19 protein-coding genes are annotated in these 22139 nt (G+C 57.7%); 13 read left to right on the top strand and 6 right to left on the bottom strand.

Going from position 1 to position 22139, the window contains the following annotated elements; all coding sequences use genetic code 11:
* Nucleotides 1-2: 2 nt before the first annotated feature.
* From N3G78_02200 to rpsU, 3 genes are read right to left on the bottom strand one after another with little or no spacing between them, the layout of a single operon-like run.
* On the bottom strand, nucleotides 3-2360 hold the full coding sequence (locus N3G78_02200) for an endonuclease MutS2 (protein ID MCX8116731.1): 2358 nt from the start codon (nucleotides 2358-2360) through the stop codon (nucleotides 3-5).
* Between the two features lie 35 nt (nucleotides 2361-2395).
* The gene (locus tag N3G78_02195; GenBank protein ID MCX8116730.1) at nucleotides 2396-2842 is read right to left on the bottom strand and encodes a GatB/YqeY domain-containing protein; all 447 of its coding nucleotides are present in this window, start codon (nucleotides 2840-2842) and stop codon (nucleotides 2396-2398) included.
* 1 nt (nucleotide 2843) lies between these two features.
* Entirely contained in the window at nucleotides 2844-3047 is a 204-nt protein-coding gene (gene rpsU, locus N3G78_02190) for a 30S ribosomal protein S21 (protein MCX8116729.1), read from the bottom strand.
* A 196-nt stretch (nucleotides 3048-3243) separates the two neighbouring features.
* Here rpsU and N3G78_02185 point away from each other — a divergent pair, with 196 nt between their 5' ends.
* A complete protein-coding gene (locus N3G78_02185; GenBank protein MCX8116728.1) occupies nucleotides 3244-5706 on the top strand; it encodes a DNA internalization-related competence protein ComEC/Rec2 in 2463 nt (820 codons plus the stop codon).
* Between the two features lie 30 nt (nucleotides 5707-5736).
* Here N3G78_02185 and N3G78_02180 read toward each other — a convergent pair whose 3' ends face one another.
* Entirely contained in the window at nucleotides 5737-6171 is a 435-nt protein-coding gene (locus N3G78_02180; protein MCX8116727.1) for a GNAT family N-acetyltransferase, read from the bottom strand.
* A gap of 216 nt (nucleotides 6172-6387) precedes the next feature.
* Between N3G78_02180 and N3G78_02175 the strand changes: the two genes are divergently transcribed.
* A complete protein-coding gene (locus tag N3G78_02175) occupies nucleotides 6388-6867 on the top strand; it encodes a YbaK/EbsC family protein (protein ID MCX8116726.1) in 480 nt (159 codons plus the stop codon).
* A 106-nt stretch (nucleotides 6868-6973) separates the two neighbouring features.
* On the top strand, nucleotides 6974-7456 hold the full coding sequence (locus N3G78_02170; GenBank protein MCX8116725.1) for an adenosine-specific kinase: 483 nt from the start codon (nucleotides 6974-6976) through the stop codon (nucleotides 7454-7456).
* A gap of 52 nt (nucleotides 7457-7508) precedes the next feature.
* Here N3G78_02170 and N3G78_02165 read toward each other — a convergent pair whose 3' ends face one another.
* The gene (locus N3G78_02165) at nucleotides 7509-8501 is read right to left on the bottom strand and encodes a cysteine synthase family protein (protein ID MCX8116724.1); all 993 of its coding nucleotides are present in this window, start codon (nucleotides 8499-8501) and stop codon (nucleotides 7509-7511) included.
* A gap of 92 nt (nucleotides 8502-8593) precedes the next feature.
* The gene (gene map / locus N3G78_02160; protein MCX8116723.1) at nucleotides 8594-9340 is read right to left on the bottom strand and encodes a type I methionyl aminopeptidase; all 747 of its coding nucleotides are present in this window, start codon (nucleotides 9338-9340) and stop codon (nucleotides 8594-8596) included.
* 115 nt (nucleotides 9341-9455) lie between these two features.
* Here map and purB point away from each other — a divergent pair, with 115 nt between their 5' ends.
* The 10 genes from purB to N3G78_02110 all read left to right on the top strand — a co-directional run bounded on the left by purB (nucleotide 9456) and on the right by N3G78_02110 (nucleotide 21852).
* Nucleotides 9456-10754 (top strand): adenylosuccinate lyase, encoded by a 1299-nt coding sequence (purB, locus tag N3G78_02155; protein ID MCX8116722.1) that lies wholly within the window; start codon nucleotides 9456-9458, stop codon nucleotides 10752-10754.
* Entirely contained in the window at nucleotides 10755-12644 is a 1890-nt protein-coding gene (gene ftsH / locus N3G78_02150; protein ID MCX8116721.1) for an ATP-dependent zinc metalloprotease FtsH, read from the top strand.
* Nucleotides 12641-13339, top strand: a complete 699-nt coding sequence (locus tag N3G78_02145) for a DUF502 domain-containing protein (protein ID MCX8116720.1) — start codon at nucleotides 12641-12643, stop codon at nucleotides 13337-13339. The genes ftsH and N3G78_02145 overlap by 4 nt, the downstream gene beginning before the upstream one ends.
* A 4-nt stretch (nucleotides 13340-13343) precedes the next feature.
* Complete coding sequence (locus N3G78_02140) at nucleotides 13344-13655, top strand: hypothetical protein (protein ID MCX8116719.1); 312 nt, start codon at nucleotides 13344-13346, stop codon at nucleotides 13653-13655.
* 78 nt (nucleotides 13656-13733) lie between these two features.
* Nucleotides 13734-14636: a mechanosensitive ion channel family protein gene (locus N3G78_02135; GenBank protein MCX8116718.1), complete on the top strand. Its 903-nt coding sequence runs from the start codon at nucleotides 13734-13736 to the stop codon at nucleotides 14634-14636.
* 91 nt (nucleotides 14637-14727) lie between these two features.
* On the top strand, nucleotides 14728-16209 hold the full coding sequence (gene glgA / locus N3G78_02130; protein ID MCX8116717.1) for a glycogen synthase GlgA: 1482 nt from the start codon (nucleotides 14728-14730) through the stop codon (nucleotides 16207-16209).
* Between the two features lies 1 nt (nucleotide 16210).
* The gene (locus tag N3G78_02125; protein MCX8116716.1) at nucleotides 16211-17155 is read left to right on the top strand and encodes a sulfurtransferase; all 945 of its coding nucleotides are present in this window, start codon (nucleotides 16211-16213) and stop codon (nucleotides 17153-17155) included.
* A gap of 328 nt (nucleotides 17156-17483) precedes the next feature.
* Nucleotides 17484-19163 (top strand): LysM peptidoglycan-binding domain-containing protein, encoded by a 1680-nt coding sequence (locus N3G78_02120; GenBank protein ID MCX8116715.1) that lies wholly within the window; start codon nucleotides 17484-17486, stop codon nucleotides 19161-19163.
* 252 nt (nucleotides 19164-19415) lie between these two features.
* Nucleotides 19416-20690, top strand: a complete 1275-nt coding sequence (locus N3G78_02115) for a branched-chain amino acid ABC transporter substrate-binding protein (protein ID MCX8116714.1) — start codon at nucleotides 19416-19418, stop codon at nucleotides 20688-20690.
* A 100-nt stretch (nucleotides 20691-20790) separates the two neighbouring features.
* Nucleotides 20791-21852: a branched-chain amino acid ABC transporter permease gene (locus N3G78_02110; protein ID MCX8116713.1), complete on the top strand. Its 1062-nt coding sequence runs from the start codon at nucleotides 20791-20793 to the stop codon at nucleotides 21850-21852.
* Nucleotides 21853-22139: the final 287 nt, after the last annotated feature.

Here is a 22139-nt window from a genome sequence, read left to right as displayed (position 1 = left end):
GGTTACCTCAGCTCCACCACGGTCACCCCCGCACCCCCATGTCTCAGGTCCGCCGGGGAGACCTGTCTGACCCCTCGGTGTTCGTTCAAATATCGCTGGATGGCGGCCCGCAGCCTTCCCGATCCGATCCCGTGGATGATCTGGACCTTCTCTTTCCCGTGAAGGAGCGCTTGATCGATGAACTTGTCCACCAGCGGCAGGGCTTCGTCGATGGTCAGGCCGATCACATTCAACTCGGTGAGAGCCTCCTCTGGGGGCTTCTCAAAAGGGGGCGTGAAAGGACGAAGGGTTTCCCGCCCTCCTCCCTCACCCCCGGGCTCGGTCTTGGAAACCCTTGCGAGATCGTGGAGGGGGATGATCCATCTGGCCTTCTCCGTCATGACCTCGGCCCGATTGGCCTTCTCCTCCACTTGGACGAGGACGCCCTCTTTGCCGAGGCTCTCAATTCTAACACGTTCCCCCGTGGTGAATCCACTTGATCCGACCCTGGATCTCTTTTTCTGGAAAGGGGTGAGAAACGTCGCTTTGATCTTCTGGATCTCCCTTGGACGGACTTGAGAGGGAGGCCTCTCTTTTTGTGACCTCAGCCAGTTTTTTAATTCCTCCTCTGCCATCTGGACCGACTTTCTCACCCTCTCCTCGGCCCTGCGGAGGATCGCTTCTCTTCCCTCCTGGATCTTCTGGAGGAGCTCCCGGAACCTCTTCCGCTCTCGCTCCGCCTCTTCCTTCGCCTTGGCCCACGCATGGCGCTGAAGCTCCGCCTCCCTCCTCGCCTCTTCGAGCCCCTTCAAGGCCTGGGTCAGCTCCTCTCCACCTCCGACCAGATGTTGTCGGGCCCGTCTCAGCACCTTCTCGGAGATCCCCAACCTTTCGGCCACCATCAGGGCATGACTCGTCCCGGTCGTTCCGTAAGAGAGCAGGTAGAGGGGCTCCATCGTCTTTTCGTCAAACCTGACCGAGACATTCTCGACATCGGGATGGAGAAAGCCATAGGCCTTAAGGCCGTCGAAATGGGTGGTGACGACGACGGAGGCCCCCTTCTCCCTGAACAGGTCGAGAAATCCCATGGCCAGCGCCGCCCCCTCGGAGCTGTTCGTCCCCCCACCCAGCTCGTCGAGGAGCACCAAGGAATGCGGCCCGGAATGCTCGAGGATGGCGTTCACATGAAGGAGATGGCCGGAGAAGCTGCTCAGGTTCTCGGTGAGGCTCTGTTCGTCGCCGATCACGGCAAAGACCTCTCGAAAGACCGCTGCCTCGCTGCCTTCGGCCACGGGGATGGGGAGCCCCGTTTGGACCATCAGGGTCAAAAGCCCAAGGGTTTTGAGAGCGACGGTCTTTCCCCCCGCGTTGGCGCCACTGATGATTAAGGTCCGCACCCCTCCTTCCATCCGGAGATCGACCGGAACGACCTTTTCGACCTGTCGGAGGCTGAGCAAGGGGTTTCTCGCCTCCTTCAAGAGGATCCTCCCCTCTTCGTTCAGGGCCGGTTTGGTCCCGTTGAGGAGGAGGCTCAATCGGGCCATGGCATAGAGACAGTCGAGTTCACCGAGGATTTCGTAATCGGCCCAGAGGGAGGGCAAATCTGCCCGGATCTGCCGGGAGAGATCGGAGAGGATCCGATACTCCTCTTCCTTCTCCTCCGCGTAAAGGACACTGATCTCGTTGTTGAAGGGGACGACCTGAAGGGGTTCGAAGTAGACGCTCATCCGGCTCTGGGATTGATCGTGGATGATCCCCTCGAGCCGGCCTTTGAACTCCACCTTGACCAGGAGGACATATCTCCCGTTTCTCAACGTAATGAAATCTTCCTGGAAGATGGGCTGAAGGTCTTCCCGGCGAAGGAGGCGTTCGAGCGTCTCCTTCGCCCTCTGCCTCACCTCTGCCAGGCGATGGCGGAGGGCCGAAAGCTGGGGACTTGCCCGATCGAGGATTTCGCCCTTGGGGCTCACCGCATGGAGAATCTCCCTTTCAAGGGACTTATGGGAGGCCAGGCCCGAGACCTTCTCTCGAAGGATCGGGGCCCGGATCTCCGGCCTCTGGAAGAACTTCCTCAGCCCTTTCGAAAGGGCGATCATGGCGGAGAGGCTGAGGATCTCCTGGACGTCGAGGACGGTCCCCTCCACGTCCAAACGCCTTAGGAGATCGCCGATATCCTTCAGCCCTCCGAGGGGGAGATCCCCCACGGTTTGGAGGATCTCCTTCAGCTCCATCACCTCGTTCAACCTCGATTCGATCAGGAGGGGGTCCGTCAGGGGCCTCAGGCCGAGACATCGCCTCTGGCCCAGGGGTGAGATGGATAAATCTTTTAAGAAGCCCAAGAGGGTGTCATACTCTAAAACCTTGAGGGAACGATGATCCATAGCGTGTTGGGGTGAGATCGTTAAGAGGAGGGAAGTTATGGGGACAGTCTCTCTTTGACCAGCTGATTGATCACCTTGCCATCGGCCCTCCCCCCCAATTTGGGCATCACCGCCTTCATCACCTTTCCCATATCTTTCACGGACGAGGCCTGGGTTTCCCGGATCGTCTCGTCGATGACCTTGAGGAGCTCTTCCCGGCTCATCGGCTGCGGGAGAAACGATTTCATGACCTCGATCTCCGCCCGCTCCTTCTCCACGAGGTCGGTCCGCCCCCCCGCCTGAAACTGCTCGATCGACTCTTCGGCCTTGCGCACCATGCCTTGGATGACCTTGATCACCTCCTCATCCTCCAGTCTTCTCCTCAGTTCGATCTCCTTGTTCTTGAGAGATGACCGGATCATCCGGATCGCCGAAAGCCGAACCTTATCGTTGGCCCTCATCGCCTGCTTCATCTCTTCGGTGATCTTCTCTTCCAGGGACATCTCATCCTCTCTCGGCGAGCTTCCTCATCCTCTTCATCATCCGCTTCTTCGCAGCCAACGCCTTCTTCTTCCGTTTGATGCTCGGCTTCTCGTAATGTTCCCGCTTTCTTATCTCGGAAAGGATCCCTGTCTTCTCCACCTGTTTTTTGAACCGACGAAGCGCGTTTTCGAAGGACTCGTTCTCCTTAATCCGAACGTCTGGCATCCATCTTCACCCTCCTTTCCTCTTGGCATATAATTTTTAAATTATAAAAATTTTTAAAATAAAGTCAAAGGCCTTGTCAACCCGACGATCGGCCCCAAAAAAGGCCGTTCCAACCCCTTCTCGTCCTCCCGTTGATCTCCCCCTCCCGAGGCGGTATGATTCCTTGACGATTGACCCACGAGGACCATGAGAAAAGATGGGATCGGTCTTCCGCCTCCCCCTGCTTCCAGCCGTTCTCTTCTATGCGGCCGGGATCTGGTTCGGACAGTTCGAGCTTCCTCTGAAGGGCCCTTTGGCCCTCTTCCTCCTCCTGGGCCTCCTCGGCTTATGGCTTCTCTTCCTCCTCCTGAGATGGCAACGGAAAGGCTCCTGGCTCGGCCTCCTTTTCTTCTTCGGCCTGGGGATGGCCTCGATGCAGTCCTACGTTTATCCCGATCTCCCTCACCACCATATCTCCCGGTTCACCCGTGCCGATCGGGTCTTGGTCGAGGGAACGATCGTCCGGCCGCCAGAGCGAAGGCCCGAGGGGACCCGTCTGAGGATCGAAGCCCGAACGGTCCGGTCTGAAAACCATCTGGCCTCGGTGGAAGGTCGCCTCCTCTTGGACTTGAAGGATCCGGACCCGGCCGTGGGTTACGGAGATCGAATCCGATTCCTCTGCAGGCTGGAACGGCCCACGGGGTTCCGAAACCCCGGGGTTTTCTCCTATGAACGCTATCTCGCCCACGAGAGGATCTATGCCATCGGATACCTGTCCGACGAGAGGCTTTGGGTCAAAACGGGCGATGGATTTGGAAACCCCCTGCTTTCGAAGATCGAGGCCTGGCGGGACCATATAAGGGCGTTTATAGAGAAGGAGACCCAACCCCCCGCCTCCTCCATCCTTCAGGCCCTCGTGCTGGGAGAACAAGGAAGGATCCCGGAAGAGGTTCGAGAATCCTTCGTCGCCACAGGCACGGCACACCTCTTGGCCATCTCTGGCGATCACCTCGGCATCGTCGCCCTCCTCACCTTCTCCCTCTTCTTCGGATTGATGAAGCGTTCGGAGTTTCTCCTCCTCTCCCTTTCGGTCAAAAAATGGGCTGCTGGGCTCACCCTCCCCTGCCTCCTCCTCTATGTCTTCATTGCAGGTGGGGGGATTTCCGTCATCCGGGCTGCGATCATGGTCTTTGCCCTCTTCCTCTCCATCGTGACCGACCGCCAAAGACACCTCCTCCATTCCCTCGGCCTGGCCGCCTTCGTCATCCTCCTCTTCTCGCCCCCTTCCCTTTTCGACGTCTCCTTCCAGCTCTCTTTCTCGGCAGTCCTGGCCATCCTCTACCTCGTGCCGCGCCTCTATCAGAACGTTTTAAGGATACCCCTCCTCCCCTCTGGGGTTTCCCACAAACGGAAGATTTTTCAATATGGGATGCTCTCCCTCCTCGTCACGGTCGTCGCCATCGTCGGGACCGCTCCCATCGTGGTTCTCCATTTCAACCGGATTTCCCTCATCGGGTGGATGGCCAACCCCCTGATCGTCCCCTGGGTTGGGTTCCTCATCGTCCCCCTGGCCTTGATCGCCTGTCTCCTCTCCTTCGTCTTCTCTCCCCTGGCAAGCCTTCTCATCGCCCTCGCCCAATCCCTGACAGACCTTCTTCTCAGAGTCCTCGGAGCCTTGGCCTCGATCCCGCTCGCCTCCCTCTACCTTCCCACCCCCACCGCCTTGGAGGTCCTGCTCTTCTACCTTCTCGTCTTCTTGGGAGTCCACCTTCGAAGGGGAAGAGGCCTCCGTTGGCTCTTCGCTTCGGCCATACTCCTCCTCATCGCCAATGGTCTCTACTGGGGCTTCAAGGACGTTCTCCGAAAAGACCTCCAAATCACCTTCCTCGACGTGGGTCACGGAGATTCGATCCTGATCGAGTTTCCAAGGGGCAAGAGGATGCTGATCGATGGAGGGGGATCTTTCGAGGGCCGCTTCGATATCGGAAAGAGGGTGCTCGCCCCCTTCCTGTGGAAGAAGAAGATCCGAAAGATGGATTACCTCGTCCTCACCCACCCGGATCCGGACCATTGGAAGGGGTTGCTCTTCATCGCCTCCCAATTCACCATCGGCCAGTTCTGGGACAACGGGCTTACCCAACGCATGGAGGCCTCTGCCCCTCTATGGAAGACGCTCCGCCAAAGGCAGATCCCGCACCGATCCCACAATGAACAGTCCGATCCCCTTTGGGTGAACGGGGTGGAGATCGCCTTCCTCAATCCTCCGGCGTTCACCCCTCCGACGGATCGAAAGCGGTTTTCCACCTGGCTTAACAACCAATCCCTCGTGTTGAGGATCACATTCAAAGAGGTCCTCTTCCTCCTGCCGGGAGATGTGGAGGCCGAGGCTGAGGAAAGGATGGTGAGAAAGGGCCATGGGCTTCGGGCACAGGTGCTCAAAGTCCCCCACCATGGAAGCCACTCCTCGAGCAGCCTCCCCTTCCTCGAAAGGGTGAAACCGGACTATGCGATTATGAGTGTGGGGAAAGGGACCGCCGGAAGGCTTCCCCATCCGTCGGTCCTCCAGCGGTACGAAGCCTTGGGAGCGAAGATCCTGAGGACGGATCGGCATGGGGCCATCGTGGTCCGGACGGACGGAAGGAGGCTGGAAATCCGGACCTCGGTGAGGGAGGGCCCTTAGGAAAGAGCCTTCAAGGGTCAGGACAACCCCTTAGAGATTTTTTGAATATTCGATATATCGCCCTCGTTCGAACCCGAATCGTTTGAAGAACCCTTGAAGATCGCCATCCCTTTCGGCCACCATCACCCGAATCAATTTGATCTTTCTGGCCTGGCACCTTTCGATCAGGGCCTGGATGAGTTTTGAGGCGATGCCCTGCCTCTGGAAGGCCGGATCCACACCGAAGATCTGAATCACGCAGGCCTCGGAAAGCTCCTCCCGAACGTAGGAAAGGTAGGCGAGAAGGAAACCGACGAGCTGTTGGCCGACCTCGGCCACGAAGCTCATGTCGACCTCGCCCCCCAAACCCTTCCGGACCAGGCCCTGGTAGGTAACCGCCCTGTCCATTCCGCTGATCTTCCGGTCAATTTCAAGAATGCCGTTGATATCCTCCGGCTCCATCGGTCTGATCATCACCTGGGTCATCGTTCATTCTCCCTTCTTCTACCGACCCCGCTCGAGACGGTTCCTGCCAAGGGGTGACCGCCCCGCTTTTGAGCCTGGTCGGCCTTGCCTCAAAGGCAAAGCTAAGGCTTAAGCTTAAAAACCCATCCCGCCAGCTATGAATTAGTGGATTGGGCCGAAAAAGTCAATGGCCCGTTGAAATTGACTTTTTTAAACAAATTCTCTACATTTTTTTCGATGGGTCCCCTTTTGAGTCCGAGCGCATCCAAAGTCCAAGAGGCCTTAAAAACCCTCGGATTCCCGAACCAGGTGGTAGAACTCGCGGTTACCACCCGGACCTCCGCAGAGGCCGCTCGGGCCGTCGGGTGCAGGGTGGAGCAGATCGTAAAGACCATCGTCTTCCGTGGGAGCCTGACGGGCCGTCCGATCCTGGTGATGGCCAGCGGATCGAACCGCGTCGATGAGAAGAAGGTCGAGCCCTGGGTCTCCGAACCCCTCGTCAAAGCCGATGCCACCTTCGTCCGGGAAAAGACGGGATTCGTCATCGGCGGTGTGCCCCCGGTGGGTCACCTCGAGAGGGCCGAAATGTTCATCGATGAGGATCTCTTCCAATACGACGAGATCTGGGCCGCAGCTGGCACTCCCCGGGCCGTCTTTAAGCTTTCGCCCGAAGACCTGGTGAAGATGACCGGCGGCCGGGTGATCCCGATCAAATGAACTCCTTCTCCGATCGTGTTTGGCCCTCCCGGGGAAGAGGGGACGGAGGCTCCTTTAAAGGGAGGACGATGGCGGTATCTAATCCATTCACCACAGGAGGAAAGAGATGGAACTGAAACTGGAACGAATCGAAATCCCAGAGGGATGCAACGTGATCTTCGGGCAGTCCCATTTCATCAAGACGGTGGAAGACCTCTACGAGATGCTCGTCGGATCGGTGCCCAACATCAAGTTCGGGATCGGGTTCTGCGAGGCCTCGGGCCACTGTCTGGTGCGGGGGGAAGGGAATGACGAAGCCCTTAAAGAGGCGGCCATGAAGAATGCCTACCGCATAGGAGCCGGCCACACCTTCCTCATCTTTTTGAGGGATGCCTTTCCTATCAACGTCCTCAATGCGATCAAGATGTGCCAAGAGGTTTGCACCCTTTACTGCGCCACGGCGAACCCCGTGGAGGTCGTCTTGGCCCAGTCCGAACAGGGCCGGGGCGTCCTCGGCGTGATCGATGGCTCCTCACCCAAGGGGATCGAAGAAGGGGAGGGGATCTCATGGAGGAAAGAGCTTTTAAGAAAATTGAAATATAAACTTTAAGGCGGGTCCGCCCGGCTATAGGGTGGGTCGGGTTTGGGAGAGGCCGTGTTCCTCAGCGCTCGCCTTTGACCAGACACTCGAGGGAGTGAATATATTCTTCGGTGAGGCAGGTAGGGATTTTATGCTTCTTTAAACACTCGAAGCATTTGCTGGGCTCATAGAGGGGCGTGCTCACGTACCTCTCCCCTCCGTCCGGAAAGAGCGTGACCAGCACGCCCTCCTCCATCTCCATGGCCTTCTGCAGGGCTCCCCACATGGCCGCACCTGAGCTGATCCCGCAGAAGATCCCTTCTCGAATCGTGAGGACCCTGGCCATTTCGAAGGCGTCCTCGTCCTTCACGTTGATCTTCTCGTCCAGCCGGCTCGGATCGTAAATCTCCGGGACATAATGGGTCTCAAGGTTCTTCAGCCCTTGGATCTTCGAGTTAGGATAGGGTTCCACGCCGACGATCCTGACCTCGGGGTTATATTCCTTGAGCCTTTTGGAGACCCCCATCAGGGTCCCGGTCGTGCCCATCCCCGCCACGAAGACCTTCACCCTTCCTTCCGTGGCCCTCCAGATCTCCTCGCCCGTCGTCTCGTAATGGGCCAGGACGTTGTACTGATTCTCAAACTGGTGGGGCATGTAATATTTGGGGTCCTTCGCAATCTCCTCGGCCAGGTCGATCGCACCGTCCATGCCCCTCGAGCCAGGGCTCAGGATGATCTTCGCCCCATAGGCCGTCAGGATCTTCCGTCTCTCGACGCTCATCGTCTCCGGCATCACCAGCTCAAGCCGGTATCCCTTCACCGCGCAGACCATGGCCAAGGCGATGCCGGTATTGCCGCTGGTCGGTTCGATGACGATCTTGTCTTTGGTGAGGAGGCCCTCCCGTTCGCCATATTCGATCATGTACTTGGCGATGCGGTCTTTGACCGAACCTGCGGGATTGTATCGCTCGAGCTTCGCATAGACCTCTACCTTTTTATTCGGAACGATATGGTTGATTCTCACGAGCGGCGTGTACCCCACCAGGTCAATCATGTCCTTGGCGACCCGATACATCATGACCCAAACGCCTCCTCGAAAAAGAACGCTGACGGGGTGGATCCAAAAGGTCTTCTTGCCCCGGGGGTCAACGCAGGGCCCACCGGAAATCACAACCGGCTCAGGATCTCGGCCTTCCCGTCGGTGATGGCGATCGTATGTTCAAAATGGGCGGAACGCTTGCCGTCGGCGGTCACCACGGTCCAACCATCCGCGAGGATCCGCACCTCATAGGTCCCTTCGTTCACCATGGGTTCGAGGGCGAAGACCATCCCCTTCTCCAACCTCGGACCTTGACCAGGGGATCCGAAGTTGGGCACCTGCGGTTCCTCATGGAGGCTCTTGCCGACCCCGTGGCCTACGAACTCTCTGACCACCGAAAACCCGTTGGCCTCCACGTAGGTCTGGATGGCGTGGGAGATGTCGTAGAGCCGATTTCCGACCCTGGCCACCTCGATCCCGAGATAGAGGGCCCTCTCCGTCACCGCCATCAACCTCTTTGCCCCCTCGTCCACCTCCCCGACCGGCAGCGTGATGGCCGCATCCCCGAAGTAGCCGTTGAGGTTGACCCCCACATCGATGCTGACGATGTCGCCCTCCCTCAATCGCCTCGGTCCGGGGATGCCATGGACGACCTCTTCGTTGATCGAGATGCAGAGGGTGGCGGGGTAGTTCCGGTACCCCTTGAAGGCGGGCAATGCCCCCTTCGAGACAATGAAGGCCTCCGCGATGCGATCGAGTTCCTGGGTCGTCACTCCGGGGACCACCATCGGCCTCAATTTCTGAAAGACCTCGGCGGCGATCCCATTCGCCTTCCGGAGCTGTTCGATCTCCCTCGTCGATTTTAAAATGATCACAAATTCAAATATGCCTTTCCTTCAGAGGGGTTGTCAATATTGGGAAGGGGTCGGAGGGTTGACATTACCCATCTAACCAGTAAAATGAGGTTAGACGTTCATCACCGAGGAAGGAATGATCCCCCGATACACCCGGCCGGAAATGGCCCACATCTGGACCGACGAGCGAAAGTATCAGACCTGGCTCCTCATCGAACTTGAGGTCTGCGATGCCCTTGCGGAGCTTGGGGAGATCCCGGCCGAGGCGGCGACGGAGATCCGAAAGAAGGCGGCCTTCCAGGTGGATCGGGTCAACGAGTTGGAGAAGGTGACCAAACACGACGTCATCGCCTTCCTCACCAACGTGGGAGAGTCGATCGGCCCCCTGTCGAGATACCTCCATTACGGCCTCACCTCCTCGGACATCCTCGATACCTCCTTCGCCCTCCTCCTCCAAGAGGCCTCTGATCTCATCCTTCAGGACATCGACCGCCTTCTGTCCGTTCTGAAGCAGAAGGCGTTCCAGTATAAAGAGACGTTGATGATCGGCCGGACGCACGGGATCCATGCCGAGCCCATCACCTTCGGCCTCAAGATGGCGCTCTGGTATGACGAGATGAAGCGGAACCGCCTCCGGATGGAGAGGGCCCGAGAGGCGATCGGCGTCGGGAAGATCTCGGGCGCCGTGGGCACCTTCGCCCATGTCCCTCCCTCGGTCGAGGAGCGGGTCTGCAGACGGTTGGGGCTTCGGCCCGCGGCGATCTCCTCACAGATCGTCCAACGGGACCATCACGCCGAGTTCTTCACCACCCTCGCCCTCCTCGCCTCCTCCATCGAGAAGTTCTCCGTGGAGCTGAGACATTTGCAACGGACCGAGGTTCTGGAGGCCGAAGAGTTCTTTTCGAAAGGGCAGAAGGGCTCCTCGGCCATGCCCCACAAACGAAATCCCATCTCCGCTGAAAACCTTTCGGGCCTGGCCCGCTTGGTCCGGGCCTACAGCATGGCGGCCCTTGAGAACATCCCCCTCTGGCACGAGCGGGACATCAGCCATTCCTCGGTCGAACGGGTGATCGGCCCGGACGCCACGATCCTCATCGACTACATGCTCCACCGGTTCACCTCTCTCGTGGAGCATCTGATCGTCTATCCGGAGAAGATGAAGGCCAACCTCGAAAAGATGGGAGGCCTCATCCATTCAGAGGCCGTCCTCCTCCTCCTCACAAAGAAAGGGCTCTCGAGAGAGGAGGCCTATGCCCTCGTCCAGAGGAACGCCCTGAGGGCTTGGGAGGGAGGAGGAGAGTTCAAGGCCCTGATCTTCCTGGACGAGACGATCGGGAGGCTGCTTTCCCGGGAGGAACTGGAGGAGGCCTTCGACGTCCGCCTCCATCTTCGGCACATCGACCACATCTTTCAGAGGGTCTTCGGTGAAGGTTAAATGAAAAAAGATCAGAAAGCGCCCCCCCATCTCAGGGATCTTCTCAAACTCAAGGAGCCTCCGGACAAGGGAGGGAAGAACCCTCTCTTCAAGAAGACCAATTTTACGATCTGGTATTTCGTCATCGCCTTCCTCATCATCCTCCTCATCCAACACTACTTCTTCACCAAAGGGGCGGAGGACGTCATCCCCTACAGCGAATTCAAGGAGGCCTTGAGGGCGGGCAGGATCAAGGATCTGACGATCTCTCCGGAATCGATCACGGGCGAGTGGATCACCGACAAAGGGAACAGGAAATTTCAAACCGTCCGCGTTGAGGACCCGGAGCTCGTCAAGGAGCTGGATGCCCAGAAGGTGAGATATACCGGAAAGGTCGAGAGCAAATGGTTGACCAACATCCTCTCCTGGATCCTTCCCCTGATCTTCTTCATCCTCGTCTGGAGGTTCCTCTTCTCGAGGATCGGGCCCGAGACGAGCGTGATGTCCTTTGGTAAGAGCCGGGCGAAAATCTACGCCGAGAAGGATAAAAAGGTCACCTTCGCCGATGTGGCCGGGATCGACGAGGCCAAAGAGGAGCTCAAGGAGGTGGTCGAGTTCCTCAAGAATCCGGCGAAGTTCCAACGCCTCGGGGCCAAGATCCCAAAGGGGGTGCTCCTGGTGGGATTGCCCGGGACCGGAAAGACGATGCTAGCCAAGGCCGTGGCAGGAGAGGCCAATGTTCCCTTCTTCTCCATCAGCGGCTCCCATTTCGTGGAGATGTTCGTCGGCGTGGGGGCCGCCCGAGTCCGAGACCTCTTCGCTCAGGCCCAGAACCACGCGCCCTGCATCATCTTCATTGACGAACTCGACGCCCTTGGAAAGGCCCGCGGGGTGAACCCGGTAGCCCGCCACGATGAACAGGAGCAGACCCTCAACCAACTGCTCGCGGAGATGGACGGATTCGATCCCAACACGGGCGTCATCATCATGGCCGCCACGAACCGACCCGAAATCCTCGACCCCGCCCTGCTCCGGCCAGGCCGGTTCGACCGGCATGTCCTGGTGGATCGTCCGGACATCGTTGGAAGGGAGGAGATCCTCAAAATCCACACGAAGAACATCAAGCTCTCTCCCGAGGTCGATCTCAAGGTCATCGCCTCGAGGACCCCAGGGTTCGTGGGGGCCGACCTCGCCAATATCGTCAACGAGGCCGCCTTGTTGGCGGCACGGAAGAACAAGGAATGGGTGGAGATGGCCGATCTCGAAGAGGCCATCGACCGGGTCGTGGCCGGCCTGGAGAAGAAGAGGCGGGTGATGTCGAAAAAAGAGAAGGAGATCGTCGCCTTTCACGAGTCCGGCCATGCCATCGTGGCCATGGCCCTGCCGGGCGCCGATCCGGTCCGCCGGATCTCCATCATCCCGAGGGGGATCTCCGCCCTCGGCTATACCCTCCAGCTCCCCACCGAGGATCGATACCTGATGACCCGGTCCGAGCTCCTCGACCGTCTGGCCGTCCTCCTCGGCGGCCGCGTGGCCGAAGAGATCATTTTCGGAGAGATCTCCACGGGGGCTCACAACGACCTCCAGAGGGCCACCGACATCGCCACCAGCATGGTCAAGGAGTTCGGGATGAGCGAGACCCTCGGTTATGTCACCTTCGAAAAGGAGAAGAAGCCCCTCTTTCTCCCCTCCGCGCTGACTTCGGCCAAGGATTACAGCGAGGAGACCGCGAGGAAGATCGACGAAGAGATCAAGAAGATCATCGACCAGACCTACGAGCGGACCAAATCGCTTCTCCTCTCGAAGAAGGAGAAACTGGAGGAGCTGGCTCGTCTGCTCCTCGAAAAGGAGGTCATCGAGGAGGCCGAGCTGAAGAAGATCCTGCAGCCCCAGGAAAAGGAAACGGCATGAAAAGGCTCCTCAGACATCTCCGGACGAAAATCATCGCAGGGCTGCTCGTCATCCTCCCCCTGGGGATCACCGTCTTCATCTTAAAATTTGTCTTCACAGCCCTCGACGACCTGGTCGGACCCCTGGGGCCCAGGGTCACCCAATTTCTCTTCCAAAGGGAGATTCACCTCCCGGGGTTGGGCATCATCATCTTTCTCCTCCTCCTCTACCTCCTCGGGGTGATCACCACCAATGTGATGGGCCGAAAGCTCGTCGGATGGACCGACCGAATCTTAACCAACCTCCCGATTGTAAAAAACATCTACCTCTCCTCCAAACAACTGACCGAGGCCTTCTCCACGAGCCGAAAGGGCTCCTTCCGGCAGGCGGTCTTTGTGGAGTTTCCCCAACCTGGGAACTTCGTCCTCGGATTTATCACGAACGAGTTCTCCGACCTCACCTCCAGAAGCAAGATCACCGTCTTCGTCCCCACGGCCTTCATCCCTCCCCAGGGCTTCACCCTCTTCCTCCCCCGAGAGAAGGTCATCCCCTCCCAGCTGACGATCGAAGAGGCCATCAAGGCGGTCATGTCGGTGGGGATCGTCACCCCTGCCCGTCTCTCGGTCTCCCTCTCCGAGCCTGTGGCGGCCCAGAAATCGTTTGAAAAAGAGCAAAGGCCGGTTTATCCTAATTTAAAGATCGAAGGGGGGTCCTGAAACGATGCTTCTCTTGTTCATCCTGATCGCTGGGGTTGCGCTGATCCTCTCCATCATCGTGGCGATCGGGGCGGGGATGGGCGCCCCGGTGGCCCTCATCCTCTCCCTCATCTCCCTCGGCCTCTCCATCCTTGCCCTTCACCGAACAGGGGTGACCCTCGACCTGAAGAAGAAGATCGAGACGGCTGAACATCCCGAGGATTTGAAAAGACAGATCGAGGCCCTGACGGCCATGACCGATGCCCTGAGGGAAAAGACCGCCGATGCCCTTGACCGTCTGGAGAAGGCCATCCGAAAAACGGAAAAGGGGGTATGAGGTCTCCGAACGCCCTCCCGGGAGGGCCTGTCGAGGTTTTAGGGCAAGGAGGAAGGTCCGTTCCGTTTTGAACTCCCGATGGCAGAGATATTCAAATCTTTCACCTCTTACCTGACCGCACCGGTGATGAAGATCGGGGGGATCCTGGCCGCCCTCCTCGTCATCACCCTGCTTTCGCGGTGGATCGAAATTTGGATCGAACGATTCGTCTCCGAAAAGGACCCCCTGCTCGCCTCCGAGGCGAAGAAGCGGGCCCACACCCTGGGAAGCATCCTCCGCCATGCCCTCCTCATCCTGCTGGTCTTCGTGGCGGCCCTCATGATCCTCGGGGAGCTGGGAATTCAGGTGGGCCCCTTGCTGGCCACGGCCGGGATCGGCGCCCTGGCCATCGGGTTCGGGGCACAGAGTCTCGTCAAAGATGTGATCAGTGGGTTCTTCATCATCTTCGAGAACCAATATCGGATCGGAGACGTGATCGAGGTGTCGGGCGTCTCGGGCCTGGTGGAGTCCGTCAGCCTGAGAAAGACCGTCCTCCGGGACCTCCAGGGAAGGGTCCACTTCATCCCGAATGGAGAGATCAAGGTGGTGAGCAACCTTTCCAAGGAGTGGTCCAGGGTCGTTCTCGATCTGGGGGTCTCTTATCAGGAGGACATCGACCAGATCATGGAGATCCTCACCGCCGTCGGGAGGGAGCTCGAATCGGAAGAACCCTTCAAGAGCGCCATCCTCGAGCCTCTTCAGATCCTTGGGGTCGAAAGGTTCGACGAATCCCAGATGGTGATCCGCATGATGGTGAAGACGGCCCCGCTGAAGCAGTGGGATGTGGGAAGGGAATTGAGGCGGAGGATCAAAAAACGGTTCGATGAGCTGGGCCTCCAACTGCCCTATCCCCATCGGGTGTTGTTGTGGGGAGAACCCCTGCAAAAGGGAGGGGAAAGAGCCAAGACCCCGCTTCCTCCAGCCTCCCCGGGAAACCCTTAAACAAAAAATTGAAACGGATCGCTCGGCCGATTTCAACACGGGGCAGGGGAGAGGAGAAATTCCCAATTGAGCCATCGGAGCTCCTTAGACCATGATGGAAAAACCCCTTCGAATTCTATTCGCCACTCCGGAGGCAGTGCCCTTTGCCAAGACCGGGGGGCTTGCGGACGTCGCCGGGGCCCTTCCCAAATACCTCCGCCCTCTCGGATGTGACATCCTCCTGGTGATGCCCTATTACCGGATGGTCAAGACCTCGGGGTGTCCGATTCAATATCTCGGAGAGGAGATCGAGGTCCCCCTGGGAAATGAGATCCTTCGGGCCGAGCTCTATCAGGGCCACCTCGCCGGGACGATCCCCGTCTATTTCATCGGCAGGGATGAGTTCTTTGACAGGGAATACCTCTACAGCACCCCGAAAGGAGACTATTTCGACAACGCCGAACGCTTCATCTTCTTCTCGAGGGCCGTCCTCCATCTGGCGCGGCACCTCCGGTTCTCTCCAGATGTCATCCACCTTCACGAATGGCAGACCGGATTGATCCCTGCCTATTTACGATCGCTTTACACCGAGGATCCCTATTTGGCCAACACGGCCACCCTCTTCACCCTCCACAACATCGCCTATCAGGGTTTGTTCAAGAGGGAGAAGTTTGCACTCACCGGGCTTCCCCCGGAGATGTACAATCCGGAGGGGATCGAATTTTGGGAGCGGATCAACCTGATGAAGGCGGGCATCGTCTATGCCGACCTCATCAACACGGTCAGCCAGAAATACAGCCAGGAGATTCAGACACCGGAGTACGGGTACGGTCTGGAGGGGATTCTGAGAAAAAGGGGGGAGGACCTATACGGGATCCTCAACGGCGTGGATTATCAGGATTGGGATCCTGCCTCGGACCCCTACCTCGTGGCGCGATACGACAGGAATGACCTTTCGGGGAAGAAGGAGTGCAAGAAAGACCTTTTGAAAGAGTTCAACCTCCCCGCGGCCCTCGAAAACGCCCCTCTGCTTGGGATGATTTCGAGACTGGCCGATCAGAAGGGGTTCGACCTCCTGGCCGAGATCCTCGAAGAGCTGCTCAGCCTCGAGATCGGATTCGTTCTCTTAGGGACGGGAGAGCAGAAATACCACGACCTCTTCCAACGGGTTGCAAGGCAATATCCCCAAAAGGTGGGCATCCGGATCGCCTACGATAACCGCCTCGCCCACAAGATCGAGGCCGGGGCCGACCTCTTCTTGATGCCCTCCAAATACGAACCCTGTGGCCTCAATCAGATCTACAGCCTCAAATACGGGACCATTCCGGTGGTCCGGGCCACGGGTGGCCTGGACGACACGATCACCCCTTACGATCCCGCCACCGGGACGGGAAACGGGTTCAAGTTCAAAAATTATCATGCCAAGGAGTTCTTCGACCAGATCAAGATCGCCCTGAGCTTCTTTCATCAACCGGAGCACTGGAGGAGACTCGTCCGGAATGCGATGGCCTCGGACTTCTCCTGGCAGAGGTCCGCCGAAGCCTATCTCGAACTGTATCGAAAAGCCATGAGGAAGAGGCAAGGAGGTCGTTAAAGTGAGAGCAAGAAGGACCGCAAGGCCTCAAACGAGAGGAGCCCTTTTCTTCCTCGTTTTAAGTTCCCTCTTCATTCCCGTTCTCCTATGCGCCGAGCCCCACCCTTTTAAGAACCTCTCCTTCCCGCGGCTCATCGACCCCTCCGAGTTGGTCCCCTTCGTCAACCATCCCTCGGTCCGGATCGTTGACATGCGAAGTTCCCTTCTCGACTATCTCTCGGAACATCTCCCGAACGCCGTCTATCTCCATTTCGAAAGCCTTCGGCTCCCGAAAAAGGGGATTCCCGCCCAAGGACCCGATCGGCTCTTGCTCGAGAAATTGGCCGGAGAGCACCTGGGGCTTTCCAACGCCATGTGGGTGATCCTCTATTCTGAAAGGTCGAACCCCAATGCCACATCGCTGGCCTGGGTCCTCGATCATTTAGGCCATAGGAAGTTTGGCATTCTCAACGGAGGCCTGGAACGATGGAAAGCCGAGAAGCTACCGTTGACCCAAACCTATCCCTCTCTCCAGCCCAAAAAATTCTTCGCCAAACTCAATCCGGAGGTCCTCATCGAGAAGCGAGAGGTGCTGGGTCGCCTCTCTTCGAAAGGTTCGGTCATCGTGGATGCCCGGCCATTCAGGCAATATACCGGAGAGGAGGGAGAAGAGATCCGGCGGGGCCACATCCCGGGGGCGAGGCATTTCTACTGGGAGACGAGCCTCGAAGGAGAGGAGATCAAGGTTTGGAGAAAAAGGGGGGAGCTCGAAAAACTCCTTCAGGAATCGGGCATCACCAGAGAGAAAGAAGTCATCGTCCATTGCCGCACCGGCAGGGAGGCCTCCCATCTCTATTTTACCTTGAGATACCTCCTCGGTTATCCTACCGTTCGCCTTTATCGAGGTTCTTGGGTGGAGTGGTCGGCCGATCTTAGCCTTCCCGTCAAGACAGGACCTGACCCATAAACTCCCTGAGGCCCTCTTCCCAAGATTAATCTTTACTCGCACGGTTTAGGATCATGTTGGCACATCCTTTGCAAATTCAGGGGAAGACCGAAAGGATCAATTCCGGTAAACCCGAGTAAATTGTATAAAAATGTAGGAGCGGGGAAAGGTCTTGATGGAGCCCTCTCCAGACTCAAGGGCGAAAAAATATCCGGAATCTTCCCTGTCGGTCGTCATCTTCCTGTGAATTAAAAATTTTTTTAACTTGACAAAAAGAAAGCCCTTATGCCATTTTTTGGCATATTTTACTTGAAAAAATCAGCTGTGAGCACGGGAAGGAGTGCCGATCATGGAGCGAATGTTCATAGCCGGAGTGATTCTGATGCTCGCCTCCGCTTGCCATCCCCGCCTCGCCCTCCCTCCCCTTTCGGCCAGCTCTCACCCCATCGGACAGGAGGAGAACAACCTCTCCCTTTTCAGCCGTCTTGAATTGGAAGCCCTCTTTTCCCAACCCCCTGCCGGGGTGACCGAGGAGGAGACCGCCTTGGCTCCGCCCCTCTCTGGGGAGGGCCAAAAGGGGGGAGGCGCTTTCCAGTTTCCGATCAGCGATGAGCCGAGTGACGACTTCTGTCTCGAAATCCTCTCTTCCGGGGGAGACGAACGGAAGAGGTTTGACATCCCCATCGTCATCAATGAAAAGGTGGAACATTTTCTCAACTATTTTCAGACCACGGGAAGAAAGCTCTTCTCCAACTGGCTTGCCCGATCAGGGAAATACATTCCCTTCATGAGGGAGGTGTTGAAGGCCAACGGCCTGCCAGAAGATCTCGTCTACCTCGCCATGATCGAGAGCGGGTTCAATCCCTATGCCTACTCGAGAAGCAAGGCCCTCGGCCCCTGGCAGTTCATCTATCTGACCGGAAAGCGCTATGGATTGAAATCGGACTGGTGGGTGGACGAGAGGCGAGACCCGGAGAAATCGACCATCGCGGCGGCCCGTTACCTCAAGGACCTCTACGATATGTTCGAATGCTGGTACCTTGCGGCCGCAGGCTACAATGCCGGGGAGAACAAGATCGCCAACGGAATGAAACGATACCGGACGGAAGATTTCTGGGAGCTGACCAAATACCGCTACCTGAAAAAGGAAACGAAGGACTATGTCCCCCAGATGATCGCGGCAGCCCTGCTGGCCAAGGACCCTGAAAAATATGGTTTCGTCGGGATCGACTATGAGGAGCCCCTTCAATACGATAAGGTGAGGGTTCCTCCTGGCATGGATCTTCGAATCATCGCTAAGGCCTGTGACATTTCCGTGGAGGAGTTGAAAGAACTCAATCCTGAATTACGGCGATGGTGTACGCCCCCCAATGTCCCCGAATATGAAATTAAAATCCCCTTCGGAAAGACCGAGGTCTTCTTGAAAAATTTCGAATCGGTTTTTGCCAGCGCCCCCACCACCTTCAAGACCCACCGGGTGAAAAGAGGAGAGACCCTCCAGCAAATCGCCCGCCTCCATCGTGTGGATCTGGAACCCCTTCTCGAGATGAACCGATTGGACCGGAGGAGCCGGCTTCAAGCGGGGATGAACCTCCTCCTCCCCCTCCCGAACGAGAAGGCCAGTGCCTTCTCCGCCGCCGCTCCTCAGGGAAATGGAAGGTTCTCTGAATCGGGAGAGATCACCTATACGATCAAAAAAGGCGATACCCTGTGGAGCATCGCCAATGAGATGGGGGTCAATATCGGAGCCCTCAGCGCTTGGAACAAACTCCAGCCGGAGGGGAAGCTGATGCCGGGCGATAAGATCAAGATAAAGGTGAGCGACCCTCTTCCCTCTCCCCCCCCTCCTCTCGAAAAGGAGAAGGACGAGATCATCTACGTCGTCCAGCCGGGCGACTCTCTCTGGAGCATCGCCAACCGGTTTAAAATAAGCGTCGCAGAGCTCAAACTCTGGAATCAACTCGAGGGGAAAGACCGAATTTATCCGAACGAACGGCTCAAATTGAAGTTGTCAAAATCGAAATCCTGAGGGCCAACCCTTTGCTCCATCTCGCCGCAACCCCCAAGAAAAGCTCAACTTAAGGCTTGACAACGGGGTTCCTCCCATCATAAAAAATAATACCCTCGAAACTCTCCTCCGTCTCAGGGAGAAACGTAGCACTTTCTTGCGATCAATGGACGAAAAAGGGGGTGATCGGCCTGAAGATGGATGGGCACCGATTCAGTTGAAGGAAATCGTCTTTAAATCTCAACTCAAAACCTTCGATCAAAGGAGGGGCCTATGAAACGAATCCTCACGCTTTCGATCCTATGCCTTTTGGCCATCGGATGGGTGGCCATCCCTGCCTTTTCGCAGACCAAAAAAGGGGAGTTTAAGTACGACGACCCCATTGGGGTTGTGAAGATCAAAAAAGGGGAACCTGTTCACATTGCCTGCTGGATGGTGGTGGCTGGTCCCGATGCCTCTCTGGGAACCGATACCAAACGGGGGGTCGAGATCGCCATCGATGACAAGGGGGGAAAAGTCCTCGGTTTTCCCATCAAATTGACCGTGCAGGATACGGGGTGTAATGCCGAGGGGGGGCAGGCGGCCGCGACCAAGTTGGCGGCTGACCCGACCATTGTCGCAGCCATCGGGTCCAACTGCTCGAGCGAGGCCAAACCCGGGGCTCCCATTCTCTGGAAGGCCGGGATTGCCACCGTCTCCCCTTCCAACACCGCTCCTTTCCTCACCGACCCGAAACGGGGACCGGAATACGACGGCTATCTGAGGACCGCCCATAACGACAAAGTCCAAGGGGCTGTGGCCGCTGAGTTCGCCATCAAACAGCTGAAGGTGAAGAAGGCCGCGACGATCCACGATGGAAGCCCCTATGCCGAACAGCTTCAGGCCGTCTTCGCCGAAACCTTCAAGAAGCTCGGCGGGACCATCACGGCCCAGGAGGCCGTGGCCCCGACCGATTCGGATATGCGGCCCGTGCTCACCAAGATCGCCACGGGCAAACCCGATCTCATCTATTATCCCATCTTCATCTCCGCGGGAGGACACATCACTCGCCAGGTGAAAGAGGTGAAGGGCCTCGAGAAGGTCAAATTGATGAGCGCCGATGGGACCTTCTCGCCTGACTTCATCAAAGCCGCTGGCGATGCGGCCATCGGCATGTACCATTCCAGCCCGGATTTCTCCGCCTTCGGCGAGGGATACAAGGCCTTCCTCGAAAAACATCAGAAGAAGTACGGAGAGAAACCGATCGCCCCGTTCCATGCCCATGCCTACGATGCGGCCATGATGATCTTCGCCGCCATCGAGAAGGTGGGGAAGGTCGCGCCCGATGGGACCCTTCATATTGGCCGAAAGGCCCTGAGGGACGCCCTCTATAAGACGAAGAATTTCAAAGGATTGACCGGAAACCTCACGTGCACCGAAACAGGAGACTGTGCCGATCCCATGATCGCCATCTACCAGATGACGGAAGAGAACGTCAAGAAGGGAGTGATCCCGGATAAACCCATCTGGTCTCCTGCGATGGCCAAACCCGCTCCAAAAAAGAAGTAAGGTTTCGTGACCGGAGGATCGATCCCCCTGCCCTTTTCCCTCTCGGAGGGAACAGGAAGGGGGATCTCATCCATCCCGTCCTTCGAAAAGAGAGAGAGTCATGCTCAAACGCTGGTGGGAGAGAATCACCCCGACAGACCTCATCATGTGGTTGATCGGGGGGGCCATCCTGTGGATGATCCTTTGGGGCTCGACCGCGACCCTCGCCGAAGGAACCTACACCGCCCATCACTGGTTTGATTTCATCATCTTCGGTTTAGCCCAAGGGAGCATCTATGCCCTCATCGCCATGGGATATACGATGGTCTACGGGATCCTTCGAATGATCAACTTCGCCCACAGCGAAGTCTTCATGTGCGGACCCTACACCGCCTATTTTGTGGCCGCCGCCTTCTCCTCCTCCGGCTTCCTCGACCGACAACCCGTCTTCAGTCTGATCGTCATCTTTCTGGTCTCGATGGCCACCTCCACGTTCGTCGCCTTCCTCCTCGAACGGATTGCCTACCGCCCCCTTCGGACCGCCCCCCGGTTGATCCCGCTGATCACCGCCATCGGGGCCTCCTTTTTCATTCAATATACGATCCGGGGCCTGTACGGCTCCGGGTTCCAGGCCTACCCCGTCATTAAAATCCTCGAGGGACAATGGACCTTCGGACCGTTCCGGATTCTGAAGTTTCAGGCGGTCGTCATCGTGGCCGCCGCCCTTTTGATGGTAGCCCTCTACTCCTTCGTCCAGCGGACCCGTTTGGGGAAAGCGATTCGCGCCGTCTCCGAAGATAAAGAGGCCTCGGCCCTGATGGGCATCGACATCGACCGGATGATCGTCACCACCTTCGTCATCGGTGGGATGTCCGCGGGCGCAGCCGGTGTCCTCTATGCGATCATGTTCAAACAGGTCCACTTCTTCATGGGATTCATCCCCGGCATCAAGGCCTTCACCTCCGCCGTCTTGGGGGGCATCGGGAATATCCCGGGTGCGATGTTGGGCGGGATCTTCCTCGGCCTGGTGGAATCGGTGGGCCCGAGCCTCTTTCTCGACGGGTTGGGGATCGTGGCGCCTTACCAGCTGAAGGATGCCATCGCCTTCACCATGCTCGTCCTCGTCCTGATCTTCCGGCCCACGGGGATCCTGGGAGAGCGGCTTGCCGTGAAAAAGGCATAACCGGGAGGACGGAGAGATGGAGAGGCTGACACAGACCCTGAAAATCGGATCGGTCGGCGGCGTGGTCGCCGTCCTCCTCTGCTTGGTGGGGATGGTGGAGGCCTTCAGCCAGCGCTACATCGTCGCCAATGTGGTCTCCATGGGCCACACCCTCCTTTTGGTGGTCACTTTCCTCATGAGCTACCTTGCGGCCAGACGGGCCTCTGGCCGAAACGCCCTCGGGCCGATGGCCAATGGCCTTCTCTCCGGACTTCTCGTTTCCCTTCTGCTGGCCTTCCTGGTATGGA

Source organism: Thermodesulfobacteriota bacterium, assembly GCA_026415035.1.
Lineage (GTDB): Bacteria > Desulfobacterota > BSN033 > BSN033 > UBA1163 > RBG-16-49-23.
This window is presented reverse-complemented; position numbering and strand designations above follow the sequence as displayed.

What these genes read in the sequence shown, in the direction of transcription:
- N3G78_02200 (MCX8116731.1), bottom strand. Translation starts at nt 2,360, where the DNA reads ATGGATCATCGTTCCCTCAAGGTTTTAGAGTATGACACCCTCTTGGGC.
- N3G78_02195 (MCX8116730.1), bottom strand. Translation starts at nt 2,842, where the DNA reads ATGTCCCTGGAAGAGAAGATCACCGAAGAGATGAAGCAGGCGATGAGG.
- rpsU (MCX8116729.1), bottom strand. Translation starts at nt 3,047, where the DNA reads ATGCCAGACGTTCGGATTAAGGAGAACGAGTCCTTCGAAAACGCGCTT.
- N3G78_02185 (MCX8116728.1), top strand. Translation starts at nt 3,244, where the DNA reads ATGGGATCGGTCTTCCGCCTCCCCCTGCTTCCAGCCGTTCTCTTCTAT.
- N3G78_02180 (MCX8116727.1), bottom strand. Translation starts at nt 6,171, where the DNA reads ATGACCCAGGTGATGATCAGACCGATGGAGCCGGAGGATATCAACGGC.
- N3G78_02175 (MCX8116726.1), top strand. Translation starts at nt 6,388, where the DNA reads ATGGGTCCCCTTTTGAGTCCGAGCGCATCCAAAGTCCAAGAGGCCTTA.
- N3G78_02170 (MCX8116725.1), top strand. Translation starts at nt 6,974, where the DNA reads ATGGAACTGAAACTGGAACGAATCGAAATCCCAGAGGGATGCAACGTG.
- N3G78_02165 (MCX8116724.1), bottom strand. Translation starts at nt 8,501, where the DNA reads ATGTATCGGGTCGCCAAGGACATGATTGACCTGGTGGGGTACACGCCG.
- purB (MCX8116722.1), top strand. Translation starts at nt 9,456, where the DNA reads ATGATCCCCCGATACACCCGGCCGGAAATGGCCCACATCTGGACCGAC.
- ftsH (MCX8116721.1), top strand. Translation starts at nt 10,755, where the DNA reads ATGAAAAAAGATCAGAAAGCGCCCCCCCATCTCAGGGATCTTCTCAAA.
- N3G78_02145 (MCX8116720.1), top strand. Translation starts at nt 12,641, where the DNA reads ATGAAAAGGCTCCTCAGACATCTCCGGACGAAAATCATCGCAGGGCTG.
- N3G78_02140 (MCX8116719.1), top strand. Translation starts at nt 13,344, where the DNA reads ATGCTTCTCTTGTTCATCCTGATCGCTGGGGTTGCGCTGATCCTCTCC.
- N3G78_02135 (MCX8116718.1), top strand. Translation starts at nt 13,734, where the DNA reads ATGGCAGAGATATTCAAATCTTTCACCTCTTACCTGACCGCACCGGTG.
- glgA (MCX8116717.1), top strand. Translation starts at nt 14,728, where the DNA reads ATGATGGAAAAACCCCTTCGAATTCTATTCGCCACTCCGGAGGCAGTG.
- N3G78_02120 (MCX8116715.1), top strand. Translation starts at nt 17,484, where the DNA reads ATGGAGCGAATGTTCATAGCCGGAGTGATTCTGATGCTCGCCTCCGCT.
- N3G78_02115 (MCX8116714.1), top strand. Translation starts at nt 19,416, where the DNA reads ATGAAACGAATCCTCACGCTTTCGATCCTATGCCTTTTGGCCATCGGA.
- N3G78_02110 (MCX8116713.1), top strand. Translation starts at nt 20,791, where the DNA reads ATGCTCAAACGCTGGTGGGAGAGAATCACCCCGACAGACCTCATCATG.